This is a genomic window from Alicyclobacillus tolerans (assembly GCF_900142255.1).
GTDB classification, from domain to species: domain Bacteria; phylum Bacillota; class Bacilli; order Alicyclobacillales; family Alicyclobacillaceae; genus Alicyclobacillus_I; species Alicyclobacillus_I tolerans.
Map to the genome: position 1 here is coordinate 1 of NZ_FRAF01000015.1, position 23,380 is coordinate 23,380.

Annotated in this window: 17 protein-coding genes and 1 tRNA gene; 4 read left to right on the plus strand and 14 right to left on the minus strand. The window is 47.2% G+C overall.

The window, feature by feature from the left end; all coding sequences use genetic code 11:
• The coding region (locus tag BUA75_RS09350; protein WP_129583590.1) for a CBS domain-containing protein at positions 1-519 on the plus strand (519 nt) is incomplete at its 5' end.
• Positions 520-742: 223 nt separating this feature from the next.
• The gene (locus BUA75_RS09355) at positions 743-1,000 is read left to right on the plus strand and encodes a tyrosine-type recombinase/integrase (RefSeq protein WP_072874350.1); all 258 of its coding nucleotides are present in this window, start codon (positions 743-745) and stop codon (positions 998-1,000) included.
• 131 nt (positions 1,001-1,131) lie between these two features.
• Here the strand turns inward: BUA75_RS09355 and BUA75_RS09360 are convergent, their stop codons facing one another.
• The 14 genes from BUA75_RS09360 to BUA75_RS09425 all read right to left on the minus strand — a co-directional run bounded on the left by BUA75_RS09360 (position 1,132) and on the right by BUA75_RS09425 (position 19,808).
• Entirely contained in the window at positions 1,132-5,160 is a 4,029-nt protein-coding gene (locus BUA75_RS09360; protein ID WP_072874351.1) for an alpha-amylase family glycosyl hydrolase, read from the minus strand.
• A 208-nt stretch (positions 5,161-5,368) separates the two neighbouring features.
• Positions 5,369-5,875, minus strand: a complete 507-nt coding sequence (locus tag BUA75_RS09365) for a hypothetical protein (RefSeq protein WP_207549741.1) — start codon at positions 5,873-5,875, stop codon at positions 5,369-5,371.
• A gap of 219 nt (positions 5,876-6,094) precedes the next feature.
• Positions 6,095-6,874: a lysine 5,6-aminomutase subunit beta gene (kamE, locus tag BUA75_RS09370; protein WP_072874353.1), complete on the minus strand. Its 780-nt coding sequence runs from the start codon at positions 6,872-6,874 to the stop codon at positions 6,095-6,097.
• Positions 6,871-8,466 carry a lysine 5,6-aminomutase subunit alpha gene (gene kamD / locus BUA75_RS09375; RefSeq protein WP_072874354.1) on the minus strand — a complete coding sequence of 532 codons (1,596 nt, stop codon included), beginning with the start codon at positions 8,464-8,466 and terminating at the stop codon, positions 6,871-6,873. Before kamD ends, kamE begins: the two co-directional genes overlap by 4 nt.
• Complete coding sequence (locus BUA75_RS09380) at positions 8,463-10,124, minus strand: MutS-related protein (RefSeq protein ID WP_072874355.1); 1,662 nt, start codon at positions 10,122-10,124, stop codon at positions 8,463-8,465. Before BUA75_RS09380 ends, kamD begins: the two co-directional genes overlap by 4 nt.
• Positions 10,124-11,164 (minus strand): lysine 5,6-aminomutase reactivase subunit KamB, encoded by a 1,041-nt coding sequence (gene kamB / locus BUA75_RS09385; RefSeq protein WP_072874356.1) that lies wholly within the window; start codon positions 11,162-11,164, stop codon positions 10,124-10,126. Before kamB ends, BUA75_RS09380 begins: the two co-directional genes overlap by 1 nt.
• Before the next feature lie 10 nt (positions 11,165-11,174).
• Entirely contained in the window at positions 11,175-12,482 is a 1,308-nt protein-coding gene (gene kamA, locus BUA75_RS09390) for a lysine 2,3-aminomutase (RefSeq protein WP_072874357.1), read from the minus strand.
• Between the two features lie 64 nt (positions 12,483-12,546).
• On the minus strand, positions 12,547-13,611 hold the full coding sequence (gene kdd, locus BUA75_RS09395; protein WP_242650286.1) for an L-erythro-3,5-diaminohexanoate dehydrogenase: 1,065 nt from the start codon (positions 13,609-13,611) through the stop codon (positions 12,547-12,549).
• A gap of 183 nt (positions 13,612-13,794) precedes the next feature.
• Complete coding sequence (locus tag BUA75_RS09400; protein WP_072874358.1) at positions 13,795-15,399, minus strand: sigma-54 interaction domain-containing protein; 1,605 nt, start codon at positions 15,397-15,399, stop codon at positions 13,795-13,797.
• Positions 15,383-15,841 (minus strand): YwiB family protein, encoded by a 459-nt coding sequence (locus tag BUA75_RS09405; RefSeq protein ID WP_072874359.1) that lies wholly within the window; start codon positions 15,839-15,841, stop codon positions 15,383-15,385. The genes BUA75_RS09400 and BUA75_RS09405 overlap by 17 nt, the downstream gene beginning before the upstream one ends.
• On the minus strand, positions 15,838-16,725 hold the full coding sequence (speB, locus tag BUA75_RS09410) for an agmatinase (RefSeq protein ID WP_072874360.1): 888 nt from the start codon (positions 16,723-16,725) through the stop codon (positions 15,838-15,840). Before speB ends, BUA75_RS09405 begins: the two co-directional genes overlap by 4 nt.
• The gene (speE, locus tag BUA75_RS09415; RefSeq protein ID WP_072874411.1) at positions 16,722-17,546 is read right to left on the minus strand and encodes a polyamine aminopropyltransferase; all 825 of its coding nucleotides are present in this window, start codon (positions 17,544-17,546) and stop codon (positions 16,722-16,724) included. The genes speB and speE overlap by 4 nt, the downstream gene beginning before the upstream one ends.
• 71 nt (positions 17,547-17,617) lie before the next feature.
• Complete coding sequence (locus BUA75_RS09420; protein WP_072874361.1) at positions 17,618-19,537, minus strand: acyltransferase family protein; 1,920 nt, start codon at positions 19,535-19,537, stop codon at positions 17,618-17,620.
• Positions 19,538-19,732: 195 nt separating this feature from the next.
• A tRNA-Met gene (locus BUA75_RS09425) sits at positions 19,733-19,808 on the minus strand.
• 187 nt (positions 19,809-19,995) lie between these two features.
• Here BUA75_RS09425 and BUA75_RS09430 point away from each other — a divergent pair.
• A complete protein-coding gene (locus BUA75_RS09430; RefSeq protein ID WP_242650287.1) occupies positions 19,996-22,026 on the plus strand; it encodes a transglycosylase domain-containing protein in 2,031 nt (676 codons plus the stop codon).
• A 146-nt stretch (positions 22,027-22,172) separates the two neighbouring features.
• Positions 22,173-23,309: a pyridoxal phosphate-dependent aminotransferase gene (locus tag BUA75_RS09435; RefSeq protein ID WP_072874413.1), complete on the plus strand. Its 1,137-nt coding sequence runs from the start codon at positions 22,173-22,175 to the stop codon at positions 23,307-23,309.
• The last annotated feature ends 71 nt before the right edge of the window (positions 23,310-23,380 follow it).

Here is a 23,380-nt window from a genome sequence, read left to right on the forward strand (position 1 = left end):
CCGCTCATTGAGCAACACAAACCCAATGCTACCTTACATGATTTAAGTACCCACCAAACTCCCACAATTCAAAAACATCAAAGTCTTGAAGAGGCTATGAGGTTATTCTCACTTTACGATCTCCCACTCTTACCTGTTATGGACGAAACCAACCATTCAGTCATTGGCATACTCACAGAACGCGATGTGGTGCGTGCTTATAACGCTTATACCATTTATTCAACCGAATCGAACGCGAAAATTAGACAACTTCAAGATCTTCATCAAAATTCAGGCCAATTCACAAATCTCAGATTAAAAGAAAATAGTCCAGTGATTGGGCTATCCTTAGCAGATGTGCGATTTCCTTCTGAAGCCGTCATCGTTTCAATTAAACGACAAAATAATCTGCTTGTACCTCATGGAAAAACAGTGTTTCAAAAAGATGACGAAGTGCTTCTTTTTATTTCTCCGATTCAAAAAGTAGATGAGGTTGTAAATTTTATGTCCGGTGAGGTATCTTCTTTGTCAAAACAATAATAAACCTTAAAGATTTTTTATGAGGGAATTTGGATTATCTCTTTTGTCATGTACGTGTCCACAGTCTTGCACGCCTTTGCGTATGTCGCAAACTCCTATGTGGATAGTCTGTTATCCTTTAGCACTCGGTGAAATGACTCCAGTGGATATTCTTCAGTCATGATATTCGTCGATCCGGTTCCTGTTTTCCCAGTCAAAAACCCACCATTCTTGTAGAGGAGGCTTGCCCACCGGTTCACCACAATCGCGCAAATCTCATGTTTGCAAGCAACGATGGACACATGATATAACGGCGCTGAAGAGGAATTTACCACCTGTTGCCTTCCACGGCCTCCGTCACACCTATGCAATGCTTTTGCTGATGGAAAAGGTGCCCCTGAAAGTTGTATCTGAACACCTGGGCCACGCCTCCATCATGATGACTGCAGATGCGTATGCACATGTGACCGACACGATGCAACGAGAGGCCGTGGAAGAATAAAATCGACTTTTGACTGCCAAGTAATATCTTTTGGTAAAGGAGAGATTCGTGACTTTTCAATCCCTCAAACTATGGATGAAAGCCTATCAATCCGCGCCACGTAAGGAATATCCATCAAGGCATCTGCCAAATCATTGGTTTGTCAAGGTAAATGGCTGCGTTACTGCCTGGCCATCTTCGTTTTGAGCTGCCACACGATAAGTGACCGAAGTAGTCCCAGAAGGAACTTCCAAATTCACTCGGATGGGTGGTTGATTGGGCATAATGCCAGGCGGATAGATAGGATTACCCGGACTCATAGATGGTTGAACCGGTTGCAAGGGACCACCCGGATGAATTGGCGGTTGACCCGGCTGCTGAGAAATCCCCGGCACAGATACAGTTTGCACAGGAATATATGAGCCATCTGCTTGTTCTTCATAAACCACATACTGAGTAGCTCCGGGAACCGAGTTGATGTTCAGAATCGCTTGCCCTCGTAACAGGGTACCCTTTACTACTGGCGCAGTTAAGCGCAAAGCTGGCAAATCAACTGTAGACGAAAGCATGCTTGCCGAAACATTGGGTCCAGCCGGCGGTGCTACTGGTGGTCCCACTAATGGGCCAGGGCCAAGAACAGGGCCAGGGCCAAACAACGCTTCTACAGCGAATGTTTGAGCATATGCCCCTCGTTCTACAGGTAAATAGAGTGTGCTAGCAGACAACGGCCCACCAACGGGTTGCCACTGACCCGCTCTATTTTTACGAAAGACCCGATAGCCTGTTGCACCTTCTACAGGTGTCCAGGCAATTTGATTCTGATTACCTGACTCTTGTAAATAAGCGACCGGAACACGTGTAGGTGTTACTAAAATAGCTCCCTGATAAGGTTGTAAGGTCAACGTGACTTGACCATTCTCCACTGTATACCACTGGTTATTCAGCTCGTCGAGCAAGCGAGTACCATCAGCGACCGTACCTTTGGTAGGAAGGCTGACTGTGGTAGATTGATTTTGATTATTTAGCGCTACAATGGCAGAAGCGTCATTAGCCGGATCGCCAAACACATCATGTCCATCACGTATGGTACGCGCAAAAGCATAGACCATGCCCTGCGTATAGAGTGGCTGGAAGTCACCTGTCTGCAACACAGGGTTTGCCTTGCGAATCGCACCTAATTTGCGATAGTGGTTGAGAAGAGTGAGGTTTTGATGATTCCACGGATAGGTTCGACGGCTAAGTGGATCTTTGTATCCAGTCAGGCCAGCCTCATCTCCATACCAGATGGTCGGATCACCTGGGAAACCAAATTGAAGATCGGAAACCAGTTTTAGCTTCTCTATGCCGATTTGTTCATCTGCAGCGGATGGTTGATACAAATCCTGTTGCAAAGCGGAAATATCGCTTGGTTGTGGTGCATTTTCAAGAATCGTCAAAATACGCATCGTATCTTGCGAATCCACCAGATTCATCATGGCATAGAAAGATTGCTTGGGATATTCGCTATACAGGCGCATCAGACGTTGATTAAACCCTGCTGCGTCAACTGCATGATGCTGTTCATTGCCATCGTTGTAATTACCGCGGAAAAAGTCTATCACTGCATTTCGGAACTGATAATTCATGACACTGTCAAAGGTCGATCCGGTCAGCCAGTCTGTGCCATTATCATTGGTCGCGTTATTCCAAATCTCACCTATAATAGCAGCATTAGGATCGATAGACTTGACGGCATCGCGAAAACCGCTCCACCAAGCTGTGTTGAAGTTACTGTTGTCCGCTGAATCTAATCTCCAACCACTAGCACCTTGCTCAATCCAGTATTTTGCCACTGAATTCTTCCCGCTGTATATAAATTTCTGATATGCAGGGTTAGAAGTATTCGTTTCTGGCAACGTATCAATATTAAACCATCCGTTGTACGGATTTTGTGGATTACCTGTCCATTCATACCAAGAATAGTAGGGAGACGACGAGGGTTGGTTGCTTTGATACGCCTGCCATGCTCCTGTTGTTTTAAAATTGCCAAATTTATTGAAATAAATGCTGTCGCTACCTGTGTCTTCAAAGACGCCATCCAAAATGATATGAAAACCTTTCGCATGAGCGGCTTTGACCAAATTCAGCCAATCCTGCTGTGTACCAAAACCGGGATCAATCTTCATAAAATCTGCCGTATCATATTTATGGTTGGATTCAGCCTCAAAAACAGGCATCAAATAGAGCGTATTGACACCGAGGCTCTTCAGGTAATCCAGCTTATCTTGAATACCTTGAAGATCTCCGCCAAAGAAGTCAATATTCCACTGCCCGTTACCACGTAATTTCTCAATACTTGGATTAGAGGAGGGCGGAATATTGGGATCATCAGGAGGACTGCTCCAATGTTGATGAAACTCAATGGGTCCTAAAGACTCCTGTCCATTTGCATTCACATAAATCCCTTTTTGAGTCTTGGGATTTTCATCTGTAGCAATATTTCCGTTATAGAACCGATCAGGCATGATTTCATAAATGACTGCGTGCTTCAACCAATCAGGTGTTTCAAATCCCTTTTCAAACACGCTAATTTGGTAACTTGGACCATTCGATGAAAAACCAACCGCACCGGGCCCCTCTAATTGCGATCCGTTATCATCATAATATAGGGTCTGTCCACTAGATGTTTGAGTAACAAATTGATACCACATGGTTCCTGGTGTTTGAACGTCGGAAGCAGGGATGGTCACCGTCCACCAGCTATAATCTGTAGCTTGGCTGACTCCAGCTTCCTGCTCAATTTGACTAGCAGGCATTTGCAAAGGTTGCATAGGCAGATCTAATTCACCCGATTGGCCCGTCGCACCCCAAAGGCGGAGTGTAGCACTTTTTAAATCGACAGGTCCGCGCAATCGAAGCGTAATCGGTGTACCAGCCGCAACAGCACCGAATGGCGACCGATAAAACGTGTTAAACGAATCATGGTAATACGCCTTCATCCAAGCTGGAAGTGGTCCCACAAGCAGTGTAGCTGAACGGTTTAAGGAAACATTCACAACTCTATCCGCATCTTGCGCTACTGTATCTAAATCTACCGTATATAATCCATCTGGTAAATTCTGCGGGACAGTAAATTGCACACTGCTCCATCCGGCATTAAAACCTTGACTGGTTGCAACTGTCTGACCATCTGCATTGATAAAACTGACCATCGTTTGATTCGGTTGACTGGAACTCCCTGAAAAATCGCCTACCGGATCGTTCGCTGTCAATGTGTCTCCAGGGTTGGCATCCATTTCAGACAGTGAAACTGAACCAACCGGCAGAGGAAAGTTTTGATTCGTATCGTCATAGGTGTGCAATCCGTCACCTGAAAGGCAGGCAAAACTGCTTCCGTCATAAATATCGAATCGATAGTAGATGGTTCCACCATTGGAAGCAGGAATGGTGGCAGACCACAGTTGATAGGGTCCAAACGTTTTTCCAGGTGTCATATCCACTTGAAAACCTTTGTTGGCGGCTGTGTCCCAGCAATTGAGAACCACTTTGCTGAGGTTTCCACTATATGCTCGCATACTGATGGTCACCGACTGACCCGCAGCAGGATTGGGATTAGATACATAAGTAGAACTGTCGGATGTATAGATACCGTCCCACTGTACAGTACTTGCATCCGTATATGGCAACACTTGCAAACCATTTCCTGGAGTTGTGCTTGCAACACTACTGCCGCTTTGCACAGTAATCGTGTAAGTTCCCGCACCTACACCTGCGTCTCCTTCAGGAAGTTGTAAAAGTATGCTATTGGGGCCAGTTACGGTAGCGTCATTCGTCACGTTGATTGTACCATTGACACTATTCTCGAGTGTGACCTGAACATTCGAAGCACTCAAGTCTATACCAGAGACATCAAGCTGGACAGTGGCTGCCTTACCAGCAGTAAAATCGTTTCCTGACACAATTTGTACCGTTGCACTCGTACTGTATGTACTTCCATACGTAGTAGCCTGTGTACTTGTGCCACTATTCGAAAGATTACTGGCATAGCTAGTTCCACTGCTAGAGGATTGCGTTGTTTGACCTCCGCCACTCGCAGAATTGCTACTTGTACTAGCATAGACTGTACCGGCAGAAGCAACGAGCGGTAAAGCAGCCGTCATGACAACCGTAGCTGCCAAACTCATGGAATTTTTCCATTTCAATGTGACTCTCTCTCCCTCATCCTCATTTTACCCTCGCCCTAACCACAAATGGTTCATCATGTTTAAGTGCAACGTTTGCAGAATATGCTCAATGTTTATGCAAACGATTGCACAATTTCTTAATATTTATCCTATCAATTAATGAAAGCGGCTTCAATATCTAATTTTGTCGATCACAATACTTTTTTGATACGCTGTCTTAAAAACATTATTCTATAGGTGATTTGCTCTTGAACCCTATGAAAATGGGGAAAACAGGCTTGTGCATCCGAGAATCTTTGGAAACCGTTTGATGAGGAGACAACATAATTTGTTTTTGCCATGCGTCATAGAGATAAATGAGAAGCGATAATCCAAATACAATGAGATAATACTGCCAAGGTTGCATCAAGCGAAATTTAGCAATTTTTAACCACGGTAAAACGCGATCAAAAATAAGATATACATAAATCCAATCTATCACTAGGTTGACACCGACATATTGCCAAAATCGGTGCGAAGTAAAATAATAAATCCACAAGACCGTCACCGGGAATAATCCATAAGCAAAACTGACATTGATAACATATCCCCAGGGGACAATCGATTGTTGTATACTCCACCAATGATAATGAAAAGCAATAATGAAAATATTGCTCATCACAAAGCAGGTGAATAGAGTCACTGGCATATAGCGTTTTAAAGACGCGCGATCCATAAAAAGCAAAACTGTCAACCATGAGGAAATAAACATGGTCCATAAGATCAGCTGGGAATGGGTCAACTCAGGAACCTCTCTTCTTGATGACGCCTCTGCAAGTTTTGAGAATTGAACGCTATAACATAGCCTTCTTCCCTCTACTGAATCGGACGGCGTGTTGGCCTGACCAACAACTCAACAGCACTCAAAGTATGAGCGATTTCCCACCCCAGCATGCATGACTGAACAAAAACTTTACTGCAAATGACGAGCAACCATTTCCTGAACTACAAAAGAAGCCACATCAGGCGCTAAAGTACCAGGACCAAATCCAGCATCATAGCCCAATTCAAGTGCCAATTCATGAGTAATTCGCGGACCACCGGCAACCAAAATCAGTTTATCTCGTAATCCTTCAGCTTCAAGAAGGTCAACTAAAGCGCTCAAATTGTGAAGATGCACATCCTTCTGCGTGACAACTTGCGAAACAAGCAGCGCATCTGCTTTCAGTTCAATCGCTTTACGAACCAGTTCCTCATTTTCTACTTGACTGCCAAGATTGTAAGCTTGGATTTCCGGATAGCGTTCGAGCCCGTACTCACCGTTGTAACCTTTCATATTCATAATCGCGTCTATTCCCACTGTATGTGCGTCTGTTCCTGTACACGCTCCAAGTATGGTGATTTTACGACCAATTTTTGTTCGGATAAACTCATTAATTTCATAAAAATTCATCACTTCCGTCTCGACTTTGGGAACTTGTATGTGGGCATAGTCGACACTGTGTACACAGTTCCCATATAGAACGATAAAAGTAAAGTTCTCTCCGATATCTTCGTGATGAACCACACTCGGATTGACAATTCCCATTTTAAGAGCAAGCAGGCGGGCTGCTTCAACAGCTTCAGGACCGTCCGGAACGGGCAAAGAGAAACTCAACTGGACTTTGCCGTCATTCATTGTGTCCCCGTAAGGACGAATTGCCGTATAGTCTGGCTTCGCAATCTGCGTTCGATAGTCGAGTTGCTCCATCATCCGCGCCGAACCTCCTCTTGCTGTACAGTCCCAGTAATCCCTAAGCGCACGCGCAATTCATCAGCAAATGGATTGAAATAGTCTGCAGATTTCATCAGTACGCCGGATAATCCTTTACCACCAGTGGCAGTCCGTTTGACATCAGCAAACATGCCCGAAGCCAATGCTTGATAAAGTCCCACATCCACAATGTTTTCCAGTAGCTGTACCGCTTCTGCTAAAACCTGATGAGCCCGCCGGACAATGATTCCATCTTCTTTAAAATTGATTTCTTCTCCTAAATGTCTTGCATTATTAAAAATATATTTTGCACTCTCAATCGCCAGATGCCGATCGTAGATAAGCGGAGTATGAATCTGTTCCGTCATCATGCCCAACAATTGAATTCCTTGCTGTGTCATAATACCAACCATATTGAAAAGAGCGTCTTGGACATGACCACGAAAGATGTTTCCTGTCATATGTTTGGTAGGCGGCATGTATTTGAGCGGGGCATTAGGGAAAATTTCTCTAGCCATCTGCGCCTGTGCCAATTCGTACAAAAATCCGTCCTCTAACATGGGATTCATCTCAAAAGCATGCCCAAGCCCCATCTGCGCTTCGGGAAGGCCACTCCGTAGAGCTAACTGTTCATTGATAAATTGCGAAGCAAGTACAGTATGAGCTGACTCTACTGCATCTGCAGTGGTCAGATAATTGTCTTCGCCTGTATTAATAATCACTCCAGCATAAGCATTAATCATTCGAGAAAAAGCCTGATCACACAACGTTCGTTGCATGTTAATATCTCGAAAAAGAATTCCGTACAAAGCGTCATTCAGCATAACATCCAAGCGTTCCAAAGCACCCATAGCGGCTATTTCAGGCATACAAAGTCCTGAACAATAGTTACACAGCCGTATATAACGGCCTACTTCCTCACTCACTTCATCAAGTGCCTGCCGCATGATGCGAAAGTTAGCCTGCGTGGCATAAGTTCCCCCAAAACCTTCCGTTGTCGGCCCATACGGTACATAGTCAATCAGACTCTGCCCTGTACTGCGAATGACAGCAATGATGTCCGCTCCCTGACGGGCAGCAGACTTGGCTTGAACTACATCCTCATAAATATTTCCTGTAGCAACAATGACATAGATGTATGGCTGTTTCCCTTCTCCCAAACGGCCAAGATACTGATTGCGTTTCTCACGGTTAGCAGCAATACCATCCAATGCGTATTGCGCCATCTCTCTTGCTTTGACCTGAATATCAACTCGATTGGGCAAATCTTCCGTTCCTAATTGAACCATTCCTGCGCCTATCGCTTCAGCAAGTTCTTGCGCCGTCATCCCATGCACCATCATTGCACCGACAAACGGGTAGGCAATACCCCCCGCCAGGAGATCTCGGGATAGAGCGTGATCGACCACTACATTGGCAAGTGGTACGCCTTCGGCGTCCACTCCATCTACACCAAACAGCCGCAGAACTGTTCTTTCAATAGCAACCGTGGTACGCTCCATGACTTGAGCGGTAACATCATCAGCTATTTGACTGGCTGCCTGCCGGGCCCTTTGAATTACGGCTTCATTCAAATGAAGTTTTCCTGTCATATGTTCATCCGTCCTTCAGTTTCTTGATATCGCCGGGCCACCTGTAACAGAGAATCAGGCAACCCCAGCCATTTAGCCACTTCCAGCGCTTCCTGTACGCCTTGGCCAGGCTGGCGCCGCTCCAAACGGTAATCCATTGCGGCGGCAAGAAATCGCAATCGCTCTGCTAAGGTAGCATTTTGCATATCTTGGTGCAGCACCGAGGATAACCCCCGTACACGCCAATGCGCAGCTCCTTGATAAGCTGCCACGGAAGCGTAGTGTGAAGCCAGAAAAACGATGCTGTCCTGCAGTCCGGAAAGTTTATGAAGTAACCCGTGCACCAGCGCTTCCCCCTCCTGGGGATTTGTGGTACACCCGGGCTCGTCAAAAAGTAACAAAAGCGCTTGATGTTCCGCTTCTTCCAGTACACTTCCCCATCCTACAACTTCCTGCCCAAACGCTGAAAGGCCATGCTCCATCTGCGTTCCAGCCGCAAAGAGCAAACGCACACCCGTCAGTAGAGGAGCTGTGAAGGATACGGCCGGAACTGGCAATCCATACTGCAACAGACACTGCATCAGTGCAATGACACATAGCGTTACTGACTTACCGCCCATATTCGATCCCGTTATCACATTAAGAGTTCCAACATTCGGTAAATCAATAGCTACAAAAGAACGTCCCTGTTGTTGAAGTTGCTCAGCCAGAAGAGGATGGCGAGCTTCCCGAAGCGACCATCTTTCGCTGACACTAGGTACGACTCCCTGCCATACTCGAGCCAAAGCAACTTTTGATAGACGAATATCCATCTCCTGAAGGGCATCTGCTAACCTGTTCCAGCTTTGCAGTTGCCTCTGTACCTGTTCGGTCAGTTGGGCCAACAGTCGATCAGTCTCTTGTTGAAGCTTGGCGAAAGCATTCTCCCAAGCGACAAGCAACTCTGACTCCACGTCATCAGGCACTCTTTGCAAGATGATTTCAAACGGTGTTTCACGCAATACACGCAAGTTTGGAGTAGATTTGACGAGTTCGAGCAGATCACGATGAACTGGCAAGCTGAGCATCAGCGTGCTATCCGGTCGTTGGTAGAGTGGCCAGCCTTGTTTTTGAAGAGTTTTCAACCATTCCGTTTGATACTGGGTCAACTTTTTTTTAATCTCTCGCTCTTCGTGTTGCGCTTCCAGATAAAAGGAGTCCGCCAAGTGCTGTACAGCAAAATGACTTAATTCCGGGTGACCAAATGGTTTGAGCAAGGATTCCATGTCGCTTATGGTCAGATAGTCCAATCCTGGCGGAATTTGCGACTCTTTTAACAGGTGAAGCGTTGACTGTACAGTTTGCTTCAACCAAAGCGCCGTTTTCGGCGTCAATTCGAGCGTATCTAAGGCAAGCGAAGCAAGCAGTGGCTGAATATCGGGCAACTGGCGGAGCCATTCTCTCCATCGTCTCAACTCTTCTGGCGAAATGCGTTGCAAATCCAGTGCCAAAAGCTCATGAACATGGAGTAGATCAACTTCATTCCCCGGTAAATAAGGCCGCAAATTTTCTTTAAACCGCACCCCGCCAGCTGTCACTGGCTGCCACGCCGCAAACACTTCTTTCCAACCGATTTTCTCAGCTGTTTTCTCGTCCAAAAAGGAACGAGATACAGAACGCCAGGTTATATTTTCATTCATCACGCATTCCTCTCCATGGACAAGGCGGCATGATACACAGGCACTTCCGGCAATGCAGCAGATACAGCCTGCAACATCTCATCCAACGGCAGGTCTGCTCCGGAAACATGGTGAGGATTCACGGCTACGCCTAAAAGAGGCAGCTTTCGCATCACCATGAGTTGATGACCTGCCCGATAAAACGGCAATAAGACTTGCCGACTTACCCAAACCTGCGCAGGATGAGCAGCAATTAGTGTCATCGGTTCTTGTCTTTGAAGCAAAATGGTTTCCATTAATTTATCCTGCACAGCGCCAGGCACATAAAGCGCCTGAAGAGGCGCAACCAGCCTCGCATCAGCCAAAAGCTGTTCCGGGTGTAAAGTTGCAGCATCTGCGGAAAACTCTCGATACTCTCCCGTGGTAAAATAGAGCGCCACTTGTCTTCGCTGATGAGCGGAATCCAATACGTTGCGCCATGCCAAAGGCACTTCTGGCAAGAAAAACCGGTGTGAAAGTTCAAGTGCCACCTGTGCAACTGCATCAGGTGTCGATCCCGATACGGGACTGACTGCTAATACCACAGCATCCACCAGTTCTGGCGATGCTGCCGCTATTCGATTCAGCGCACCATCCACCAGTACCATGTCAACCTGGTAGCGTGCAAACCCCTCTAGCACACGGCTGATATGCTGCCGGGAACGGACTCCCGCCAAAAGCACCTGTGTGGTCTCTGCTGCTCGAACTATGACGACCTCACCCAGCGGAGAACGAATGCCCGTAGACTCCAACCATTCGAGCGACTGAGTTTCAAAAAGTGCGCGTTCAGCAGTAGCCAGGAGCGCCCCCTGCGGGGCAAAAATAGGCGGTTTATCTATACCCATCAGCGCATCCTGGCGTTCTCCATCCACACCGATACTACAAAGTCCGACAACCCGGCCAGCGACTGCTGCCTGTTGCAAAAAAGCATTGAAGGCAGTCGTCTTACCAGCATGTTTACTGGCTCCCATGAAAGCAATCCGATTCCAGCCGTGAGCTACAGCACGGTCGTAGATTTCCACTGGCCATCCCTCAATGTCCGTGCTGATTTCGTTCCGCTCGTTTGAGTCCTTTAGGTTCAAGTGCGAGTTGCACATCATTGAGCAAGCGAGCCACACCAATCAACTCATCATTGTCTTTAGCGTGATCGTGCGTACAAGTAGGCGGACAGCCTTGATCTTCATAAACCGGTTCGTGATAAGTGGTAATGACTCCTTCAAAATTGCGCAGAATCACTTTTCCATGTCCTTGTGAAATAATGTACTGCGGTTGAACAGGTATCTTACCGCCGCCTCCCGGAGCATCTACCACATAAGTAGGAATCGCGTAACCAGAAGTGTGTCCGCGCAACTGTTCCATAATTTCAATGCCTTTAGAAACGGTAGTGCGAAAATGCGAAATGCCCTCTGACAAATCACATTGATAGAGATAATAGGGACGAACGCGAATTTTTACCAAATCGTGGAGCAACTTTTTCATAATGTGCACACAATCATTAACTCCGCGCATGAGGACTGTCTGATTACCTACTGGCACTCCTGCATCGGCTAGCTTTTTACAGGCTTCGGCCGCCTCTGGTGTAATTTCGTCCGGGTGGTTGAAATGTGTATTCAACCACACTGGGTGGTATTTTTTTAGAATATTACAAAGGTTGTCTGTAATCCGTTGCGGGAATACAACTGGAGCCCGCGTGCCAATTCGGATAATTTCCACATGCGGAATATCGCGCAAGCTGGAGATAATGTATTCCAGGATACGGTCATTCACAAGCAGGCCATCGCCGCCGGAGAGCAGAACATCGCGCACTTCCGGATGGTTACGAATATAATTGATGGCTGCATCCAATTGTGGTTTGGGCACTGCATGACCCACAGCGCCTGAAAAACGACGACGCGTACAATGACGGCAATACATCGAGCACTGATTGGTAATGAGGAACAGAACGCGATCGGGATAACGATGCGTCAATCCAAGCACAGGTGCGTCCGTATCCTCATCGAGGGGATCTTCCATATCCCATGGAGAACGCTGCATTTCGTTGGAAAGCGGCACAGCTTGAAGACGAATGGGACAATTAGGATCATCCGGATCCATCATCATTGCATAGTACGGCGTAATGCGCAGAGGGATTGTCTCTTTGACATGGCGCACGCCCTCCATCTCTTCTTCGGTCAAATGAATCACTTTCGCCAGGTCTTCCATGGTATTGACCGTATGTGTCAATTGCCACTTCCAATCATTCCATTGTTCTTCCGTCACATCTTTCCACAATTCAATCTCTTTATAATGACGCTGTTTCTTGCCATATCGATATGCACTGACGGGTTCGAGAACACTCATTCAAAACACTCCCTATTTTAAATTTTGCAGTCAATCCGACTGGAACTTTTGTTGAGAGAAACGATTAATGACTGTGTACCGCAAACTTCTGACGAAAAATTTGTTGCAATACAGGTTCAGCACGCAGCAAATTCAAAGCGTAATCAGCATGATTTTTGCAATACCCATTGCCAATCATCATCTGAATGTCTTTGCCTATTCCCTCTGCACCTAGTGCAGCGGCTGTAAAGGACGTGGCCATGGAGAAAAAGTAGACTGTTCCGCCATCCTTGCAGGGTAGAATAGAGGCCATTTCTGTGCCAGGAACATTGACACAGTTGATAACCACATCAGCTCCGCTAAATGCTTGCCCAAATCGCTGATTCCAGGCCTGCTCCAAACTGGCTAAACAAGCTACCGCATCCTGCGCACTCACATCCAACACGATATCTGCTTTACCAAGAGACTGTATTCGCTCGCAAGCGAGTTGACCATAATCCATTGCCACAACGATACCGTCTCGTACACTTCGCCGGGCCGCCGCAAGGACAGTTAATCCAGATTTTCCGCCAGCTCCCAGAACAACAACCGTCTGACCAGGCTGTACAAGGCGAGCTGTTTGGGCTGGCGCCCCGCAAACGTCAAAAAGTGCCAGGGCCAACTGTTCTTCAATATCGTCCGGCATTTTGGCGTAGAGACCTGTCGCAAACAGAATCGCTTGACCGCGAATGGTGACCTGAGCATTCGCCACATCAATTTGTAGAATTTCCTCCAGCGCAAGCGGGGTTAATGTCAATGACACCAAAGTCGCAATCCTGTCACCTACTGAAAGCTCCTGACGCGCTGGATGCATGGAACCTATTTCCCGCACCCTGCCAATCAACATTCCGCCCGATCCGGTTACGGGATTGTGATGCTTGCCGCGTTCGGCCACAATTTCTTTCATCTTGGCAGCTATCGCTTGCTCATTTTTTCCAACTTCCTCATAGATTTGTCGGAAAGATGCGGAATCAATATTGAGTCGCTCTACATCAATCAGCAACTCATTGACCCCACATTCCATTCGATTATCCAGTTTCCAAGCTGCTTGAGGCATAACTCCTTGTGGCTCAAGCACTCGATGCAATCCAAAGGGATGAGAATCAGCCACGGCAAACACCTCCTCTTGCGGGCCTATACCATCTCGCTGGAGACGGTCCCGCGTCACGCTTCCTTAAACCTTCAGAATGGACAAGATATGAAAGCGCTATCGAATTTCTCAATAGAATGATTAAGCAATTTCTGTGCCAACATTAACATCACATAGGGATAAAGTCTTGAAAACTGTTTACGCTCAGTGTGAAAGCCCTAATTTTTGCAATTTATATTGAAGCGTTTGTCGTGGAAGGCCAAGTTTTTTAGCCGTGGATAAAACGTTGCCGTTGCAACTGGCTAGCGCGCGTTCGAGGACGATTTTTTCAATCGATTGCAAAACTTCTGGAAGTGCAGGAGAAGGTGCGTCATCTAATACCACCGATTCGTTCAAAGCAGTCCACAGTTGTTCAAACCCTGATTGCGACCATACATTTTCTATCCCTGTCGTTCTCGGCTCTACATGGCTTGCCGATTTTTCGGCAAAAGAAAACGACGAAAGACGCCTTCCTTTGTCTATTGCTGATTTTTCGGCAGAAGAAAATTCAGCTAACTCTTCTTTCTGACGTTCGGCCTTTCGAATGCTAAATCCATACTGTCTAGCTGATTCCTGCATTTGAAGCGGCAAATCGGCGAGTGTCAGCACTTCACCATCCATCAAATTCAACGCAGCCTCTATGACGTGTTCAAGCTCGCGAACATTGCCAGGCCATGGATAGGTTTGAAAGAAAGCAAGTGTATCTTCTGATAAACGTTTCACCCGGGTCCCTAACTGTTGATTCCATTTTTCAAGAAAATGCCTAGCCAGTAACAGAATATCCTCACCGCGTTCGCGTAAGGGAGGCAAATCAAGCCGCACTACATTCAATCGATAATACAGATCTTTGCGCAGCGAACCTTTTGCCAACTCTCCTTCCGGCGATTCATTCATAGCAGCGACAATTCGTGCGTTGGTATGCAAAAGTCGCGCATCTCCTACCCTAGAGAACTCTCCTGATTGTAAAACACGCAACAGTTTTGCCTGTACATCAAGCGGCAATGATTGCACCTCATCAAGAAACAGAGTACCGTTATCTGCCAGTTCAAACCACCCTGCCCGATTTTCGGCACCTGTAAACGAACCTCGTATCGTTCCAAAAAGCAAAGACTCTAACAAGGATGGCGGCAAAGCTGCACAATTGACGGCTAAAAACGCCCCTGTTTGGCGGCTGGCATTATGAATGGATTGAACCAACAATTCTTTACCCGTGCCCGTCTCACCATACACAAGAATTGGGGACTGGCTACGCGCTGCCCGTTCTGCCCGGCGAATCGTTTGCAACATTTGTCCATCCGTCGTGACTATATCTGAAAAACGATATTGTGCTCCTACCGTTTGCTGTTTTTTAGGTTTTCGTCCAATCATCTTCTCTTGTAAAGCAGAAAGTTGGTCTGTCAAATGTTTAACATAAGTAAAATCTTTACTGATTTCTAAGGCGCCTACAATTTTACCTTCTCTTCGGATCGGCAATGTGGTATTGACCGTATGTACTTGAACACCGCGAATATTTGTAAACGTCTGTGCTCGATGAAACAGAGCTTGACCCGTTTTCAATACCTGTAAAAGCGTACTTCCTTCCTCACCAAGAGAAGGAAAGGAATCGAGCACATGTCGACCAAGCACGTCTCCTACAGACACTCCATCTAATTGACTGGCCGCCCGATTGTATACCACCGTCACTCCTCGCGCGTCCACTACATGGATGCCTTCATCCATCGTATCAAGAACTGCGTTAAACCATTCTTGCTGATCACGATGTTGATCCATGCTGCTTCCTCCTTACCACACATGACCCAAAACATATCTGTAGATAAATCTCGCTGTCCTCTCCCAAAAAACCCCAGGAATAGTACAGTTGAACTTGCCCGCCAGTAGCATTCACATCTACCAGCAATTGACGAGTCCTGACTTCGACCGAATACGGTTCGCCACCGAGATAAAGTGTAGAAGACTGTTTTTGTCCGGACACAAAAGTGCAATTCCATAGATAAGCGCCGCGACGAATCACCGTCACGGCGTCTTGACGTATCACGAAAGTGCTCCTCTCTTCCGTTTGAGCTTCTTCAAAGTAACGCAAATAATGCGCATTGGAACGAAAATCCCAAGTAGCGGACAGTACGGGAGAGGATTCTAAATTTTGGCCATCGCCGCGACTCCAAACCAATGGGACAACATTCTTTAATGGACTGCCGAGATAAAAACTGCTCATGGTGAAACACAGGCCAAGAGAGCCTCACGAACCAATTTGGCAGCTAAAATTTGCGTCTGTTCACTCGTATCCAGGACCGGAGAAACCTCCACCAAATCAAAGCCAACGACACGCAACTGAGAAAGCATAGGAAATATACGAAATGCTTCGCGCGGATGAATACCACCATGCTCTGCAGTTCCCGTACCGGGAGCATGAGCCGGATCAAAAACGTCAATATCCCAAGTCACATAGACCGGATGACCCATCAGCTCCGACAAAACAGATTCTAACGGATCAGCTACTTCAAAGGGAAAGAAACGCGTATGTTGCCGTGCATACTGAAATTCTTCACGCGTGCCAGAGCGAATGCCAAACTGATACACACGTTCTGGACCAATCGCGTCGCATACTTTTTTAATCACCGTGGCATGCGAATAGGGTTGGCCTTCATAAGTATCTCTTAAATCCGTATGGGCATCGAGATGGATGACGCGCAAATCGGGATATTTTTCCCAGGCAGCACGCATCGCACCCCAAGAAACTAAGTGCTCCCCGCCAAGACCAAGCGGAAATTTGCCATCCTCGTATAGACGCGAGACGTACTCATAAATCATTTCCACACTCATCTGCGGATTGCCAAAGGGTAACGGCAAATCTCCCGCATCGTAGTAAGTAATGTCGCGCAAATCGCGATCGAGATAAGGACTGTATTCCTCAAGACCCACAGAAACTTCACGAATACGAGCAGGCCCTAAGCGAGTACCGCCGCGAAATGATACGGTCCAATCCATAGGCATGCCATAGAGAACTGCTTTAGCCGCTTTGTAATCTGGAGACGATTGGATAAAAACATTGCCGCTGTACGCGGCATCCAAAGGTTGACGCACATTCCATTCACTCATTTTTGCACCAACTCCTGAACAAACGGCGGCAAGGCAAACGCAGCTTTGTGAACTTCCGTTGTGTAATATTTCGTATCACGCACTCGCGAAGCCACTGGCTCAAGCGGATTGTACTGCTTACTGCCCATGGTAAAACTCCACATTCCGGTTGGATATGTGGGTATATGAGCTAGATACAAATAGGTGTGGGGAAAAATATCTCGTACGTCACGGTGAACATGACGAATGAGATCCTGATTGGCAAAAGGTGATTCGGTCTGTGCTACAAACAATCCATCAGGTTTAAGAGCGTCATAGACAGCCTGGTAGAAATCCTTGGCAAAAAGACCCACAGCCGGTCCAATGGGATCGGTTGAGTCCACATAAATGACATCATATTCTCCTTTGTGTTCTTGAACATGTTTGATGCCATCACAAACTTGAACGTCTACACGCGGATCGTTTAAACCTTGGGCAATCTGTGGAAAGTACTCGCGAGAGATGTCAATCACTCGTCCATCGATTTCTGCAAGCACTGCTCGTTCGACAGCCGGATGCTTGACGATTTCACGAATGACGCCACCGTCTCCTCCCCCCACTACTAGCACATTTTTCGGCTCAGGATGCGTATGCAGGCCGACATGAGCAAGCATTTCATGATAGACAAACTCATCTTTGTCAGTTGTCATGACACAACCGTCAAGTACCAACATACGTCCGTACTGTACCGTTTCTACTACGTCGAGACTCTGAAATTCTGTCTGCTCGCTATGCAAAGTCCGATTTACACGCAAACCAATTGACAGATTGCTGTTTTGCAGTTCTGTAAACCAAAGCTCCATTGAATTGGCCAATAATGCCCACTCCTCTCATGCGCTCGTATTATACCAAAAGCAAGAGAAGTGGACACCTTTCAATGGCCGCTCTGTTCAACATGGAGCAAAGTGTGGGCAATCAAAGCAGCATAATGGGACGCTCCAACCGGATTGAGGTGCACGCCATCCGGATAAAACCACTGGTTTTCACCACGGCTTGCAGCATACCAGTTTACCAGTGTGACACGTGGATTGGCAGCAGCTTCCGAGGCCAGCATCTGATTGACAACGTTCTGCCAGGGACGAGGTACACGAGTGTTGACCAGTAAAATGTGGGACACAGGACCGAGATCGGCCAAAAGGGCCTGTAGCTGACCCATGGTGAATGGCCCATTGGTACCAAGTTCAATAATAGCTGCTTTCTGAATTTCACCTGCAGCTCGCATTTTATCCACAACAGGTCCAGCTTCAATTAACTGGCGACCCACTTTGCCGTTAACCACAATGCCTGGCAACATTTTTTCCAAATAAGGTTTTGCGTCTACCATAACCGAGTCACCAACGGCAATGACGCCAGCGCCCGATCCGATGACCCACGAACCGCCTTGATTGTATGTTGTGGACGCTGTGGTAGCTGTCTTTGAATTCGTTCGGTCGGTTGCTGATAGACTCTTCTTCTGAGTATTCGCGTCGGCGGTTGTGAGATTTGATTTCACTTTGGTTTGGTTTGATGTCACTTTGACTGGAACGGGTCGACTATCGCGAAGTTCTGTCTGAGCAGTAGCAGCATGCACACGCAGTCGATAGGAAGTAAACACGCCACCGACAAGCAACAAGAGTGCCACGCTACTCACGGTCAGAATGCGACGCAGGGGATGTGGATGAGCACGTCGATGGACTCCTCCTTTGCCAAAGAACGACTTCCACATTCGTTCAAGTGCCCCATGGCGAATCGGATCTTCAATAAACCGCCATGAGAGCGCCGCTAATAGGATGCTCGCTGTAACCTGAAAAGCCGCTCGCAAATAATAAAAACCGCCTGTCTGTACACTCGGTGTGGTCAAGACAATAATCGGATAATGCCAAAGGTAGATAGCATAGGAACGGACGCCAAGCCAACGCAATGGTTTGCTTCCCAACAGGCGATGGAGCAACGTCGCTGGATGAGCCAAGGCGGCAATAGCGAGAGCAGCAGCTACCGAAAGAAGCACCATACCCCCGCGATAAAGAAAAGTTTCATATTCATTCGTGCCAACCATCATCCAAATGACCACGGCTAATCCCAGAACTCCTATAATATCCAGCAACCAACGGGAAGCACTTGGTAGTTTTGAAGAGAGTTTGCGACTTGGCCAGATAACAGCCAGCAACGCTCCAATCAATAAAGAGAAAGCACGGGTATCCGTTCCATAGTAGACCCGGTTTGGATCAGAACCTGGTTGATAGAGAAGAGCCATAGCTAACGCGGAAGCGGTAGCCAAAACCACAGTCAGCCAGACGAGCCAACTGCGCCGGTTTTTTTTGCGCAATCCAAACACTAACAAAAGTGGCCAAATCAGATAAAACTGTTCTTCAACAGCCAATGACCATAGATGAGTGAGAGGAGAAGGAGATCCAAATTTAGCAAAATAGGATACATGGTGAAAAATATACCACCAGTTACTGACATAAAAGAGAGCGGCCAGTGTGTCCTGACCTAAAGATGACAATTGTGAAGGGGTAACAAAAATTTCCCACAACCATACTGCAGCCAGCAGGGTAAAAAGCGCAGGTAAAAGTCGTTTGGCACGCCGCAGCCAAAACTGGCGCATGACAATTTTCCCATTTCTGGCCCATTCTGCAATTAGCAAGTCAGTAATGAGATAGCCGGAGAGCACAAAAAAAACGCCTACTCCCAACAATCCGCCCGGAACAAAACCTATCCCCAAATGATAGGCCATAACAGCGAGAACCGATATGGCGCGCAGGCCATCCAGTCCTGGCATATAGCGGTTTTTTCCTTCTATGGGTTGTGGCACTGTACATCTCTCCTCATTCACCAGTCGCTGCCATATAGACGAAGCCACATGACGATATGTTACACCATTCGACATTTGGACGGTATTCATCAACCGCATGTCCTATGCGAAAAAGCGACTATTTTCGCACAAAAAAACCGCCGACACTTTGCGACTCTAAGCAAATGTCGACGGTTTTTTGCTTTCTTACCCCTTTGGTTGCGGAGGCAGGACTCGAACCTGCGACCTTCGGGTTATGAGCCCGACGAGCTGCCAACTGCTCCACCCCGCTTCGATAGTTTGGGGGAACGATTCTTAAGATACCCAACATCTGCGCTGTCTATACGCCTGCCGAGGCACTCGAGAGAACTTACATAGTTTTTCCTGAAGCGGAAATAATACCGTTGAAGATTTAGTAAATCTTACACGCCATTCATTGCGGCTGACTGCAGCTTTTGAAGAGAGGAGCTTCTCAATCCATGTTGTTGCACTCATTCAGCCTGCCGAAAATGCGTAAACCAAACCGTAAAACTCTAATTCTCATGGTCGCTTGGCCACTACTGGCTGGTTTTACAGGTACCGCATTGTTGTTGTTTGGACTGCGTGCCACACCCCTGCCAGAAGACAGTTTGTCCGATCCGACAGAAATTGAAGCGGCAGACGGTACCCGCATCGCTAGTTGGAGTTGGACTGCCAATACTGAAAGACATGTGCCGCTTTCAGAAATACCTAAAGCACTTCAGGAAGCCACACTTGCCGTAGAAGATGCTCATTTCTATCATCACCGAGCCTTCAGTTTGCCCTCCTTGGGACGAGCCCTGCTTGTTGATATTAAAAGTGGACATGTCGTTGAGGGCGGATCGACCATAACCCAGCAATTGGCTAAAAATCTTTTTTTATCACAACAGCGAACCCTTTCCAGAAAAATTCGTGAGGCGTTGTATGCAATTCAGCTAGAAATGCATGAATCGAAAGATACCATCCTCAACCAATATCTCAACGTCATTTACTACGGTCACGGGGCTTACGGAGTAGATGCAGCTGCTGAAACCTATTTTGGTAAACCTGTAGAAGAATTGAATCTTGCCGAATCTGCTATGATTGCAGGATTGCCAAGAGGACCTGCCATCTTCTCTCCCATCGAACATCCTGCAGCAGCCAAGGAACGGCAGCGAATTGTACTCGACCGGATGGTGGCCTGTCACTACATCACTTGGCAACAAGCAAACGCTGCTTTTAACCAGCCATTGCACTATGCCACCCACCATATACCGCTGCATCAGGCTCCCTACTTCACAACAACCGTCATGGAGGAGTTGGCGCATCGCTACCACCTGTCCAGCGATGAACTCTACCGTGGCGGCACCAAAGTCATGACGACGCTCGATCCGTTGCTGCAACAGGCGGCTGAACGTGCCATTCGCAGCACTTTGCCGGCAAACAGCTCTTTACAAGCCGCATTGGTCGCTCTCGATCCGCAAACTGGCGCGATTCGAGCCATGGTTGGTGGAAGATCGTACATGACAAGTCCGTATAATCGTGTATTTGCCGAACGTCAACCGGGATCGACCTTTAAACCATTGCTTTACACAACGGCTCTTGAACAGCACTGGTCACCTGCCCGGCAAATCAACAGTGAACTGACTACCTTTGTTGCTGGGATAGGCGCAAACGCCCTGTATACTGTGCATGATTATGGTGATTTTTACGCTGGACGGCCGTTAACTTTGCGTGAGGCTTTAGCGCGAAGCGATAATATCTATGCTGTCAGCACCAACCTTGCCGTAAATCCCAGCCAAGTTGTGGCTACAGCGCACCGTATGGGCATAACCACTCATTTGGGCTCCGTGCCATCACTTGCACTCGGTGTATACCCTACCAGTCCGTTACAAATGGCGACTGCATACGCTACACTTGCCAACGGGGGTAAACGGGTGGAACCTTACGCAGTGGAAGAAGTGCGTTCAGCCACGCAAAATGAAGACATTCACGCCAATCCGACAGCCAAACAAGTCATCTCGCCACAGGTCGCTTTTCAAATGGCGGATTTGATGCGAAGTGTCATGCAGCCTGGCGGCACTGGCTATAGTGTAAGCCATTATCTGAATGGTCCAGTTGCTGCAAAAACAGGAACAACCGACACTGACGCATGGATGGTCGGCTTTACCCCCAATTTAGTCTGTGCTGTATGGGTAGGATACGACGACAACCGTCCGCTCAATCTGATGGAATCGCACTTGGCCTCGCCGATCTGGGCCAAGTTTATGAGTACGGCTCAATTGCATATGCCCTACTCCTGGTACTCACCGCCGAGTGGTCTTATTACACGCCAAATTGATCCCCTCTCGGGGAAATTAGCTACGGATAAATGTGGTCGCACAGAAACGGATTATTTCCAGCCTGGCACAGAGCCTGTTGAATCTTGCCCATTGCATCCTCATCCGCAAACACCTGTGCAAAAACTAACCAGAGGACTGCTGCCCTGGCTGCGCCATTGGTTCGGCGGCTGAACTTTCTCTACTTTTCAGATACAAGCCACCACTTTTCACCCCGAGGACGCCTCTCTATGCTAAAATGTCGCTAATTCATAGAGAGGAGTCCGCCCGAGGTGAATAGACTATCCCTTCGCGTTAGCCAATTAACCCCATCCGCCACCATGAGTGTCGACGCTAAAACAAAATCTTTGCTGCAAGCCGGCCAACCTGTTATCAATATGAGCGTCGGTGAACCTGATTTTGACACACCCACCGCGGCTTCCTTAGCTGGCATTCGTGCCATTGCTAATGGCAAAACACGCTATACGGCTGCTGCTGGAACGCCGGAATTACGCCAAGCAATCGCCAAAAAATTACAGACAGAAAACCATCTCACCTATACGCCCGAACAAATTGTTGTTTCCAATGGCGCCAAACATACGTTATTTAACATCTTCTTGGCCATTCTCAATCCTGGTGATGAAGTGATAGTTCCGACTCCCTACTGGGTTTCTTATCCTGAGCAAATTCGCTTAGCTGGTGGTATCCCAGTCTTTGTAAAAACAGACGAATCGAGCGGTTTTAAGATGACACCCCAGCAATTGCAGGCAGCGCTTAACGAAAAAACAAAAGCTGTTTTGCTAAATTCTCCCTGCAATCCAACTGGATCTGTATACAGCCGCAATGAATTAGCGTTGCTTGGAGAAATTTTGGAGAACCACACTGCATGGATAGTTTCAGACGAAATTTACGAAAAATTAGTTTACAACGTAGCTTTCACTTCTTTTGCCGAAGCTTGTCCACAACTCATCGATCGTACCCTGCTTGTCAATGGTTTTTCCAAAGCTTTCGCTATGACTGGATGGAGGCTGGGATATTTAGCTGCCCCGCCCGATCTCGCTAAAGCTGTTGCATCACTGCAAAGCCATGGAACTGGATCGCCCTCCACCATGTCTCAGGCGGCTGGAGTCGCTGCACTTCAATCCTTAGACACAACTATGATTCAAGCGTTCCATGCTCGCCGTGACTGTTTAGTAAAGGGGCTCAATCAGATCTCTGGACTCAGTTGCCTTAATCCGGAGGGTGCATTTTACGTTTTCCCAAACGTCTCTGCAGTTTTTGGCAAACGGTATGAAAACCGGATCATTGAAACAGCGGTTGACTATGCTGAACTGTTGCTGGAAAAACAGTTGGTTGCAGCTGTTCCAGGGGAAGCCTTTGGAGCCCCGAATAATATCCGCCTTTCTTATGCGGTCTCAATGCAAGACGTGGAGGAAGCTGTCAGACGTATAGCTGCTTTTCATAACATGCTGAATTAAATTGCTAACTTATTTCATCTCCTCGCAATGTGCACACTCCATGGCCAAATTCAATACGATAGGAGTGGAAT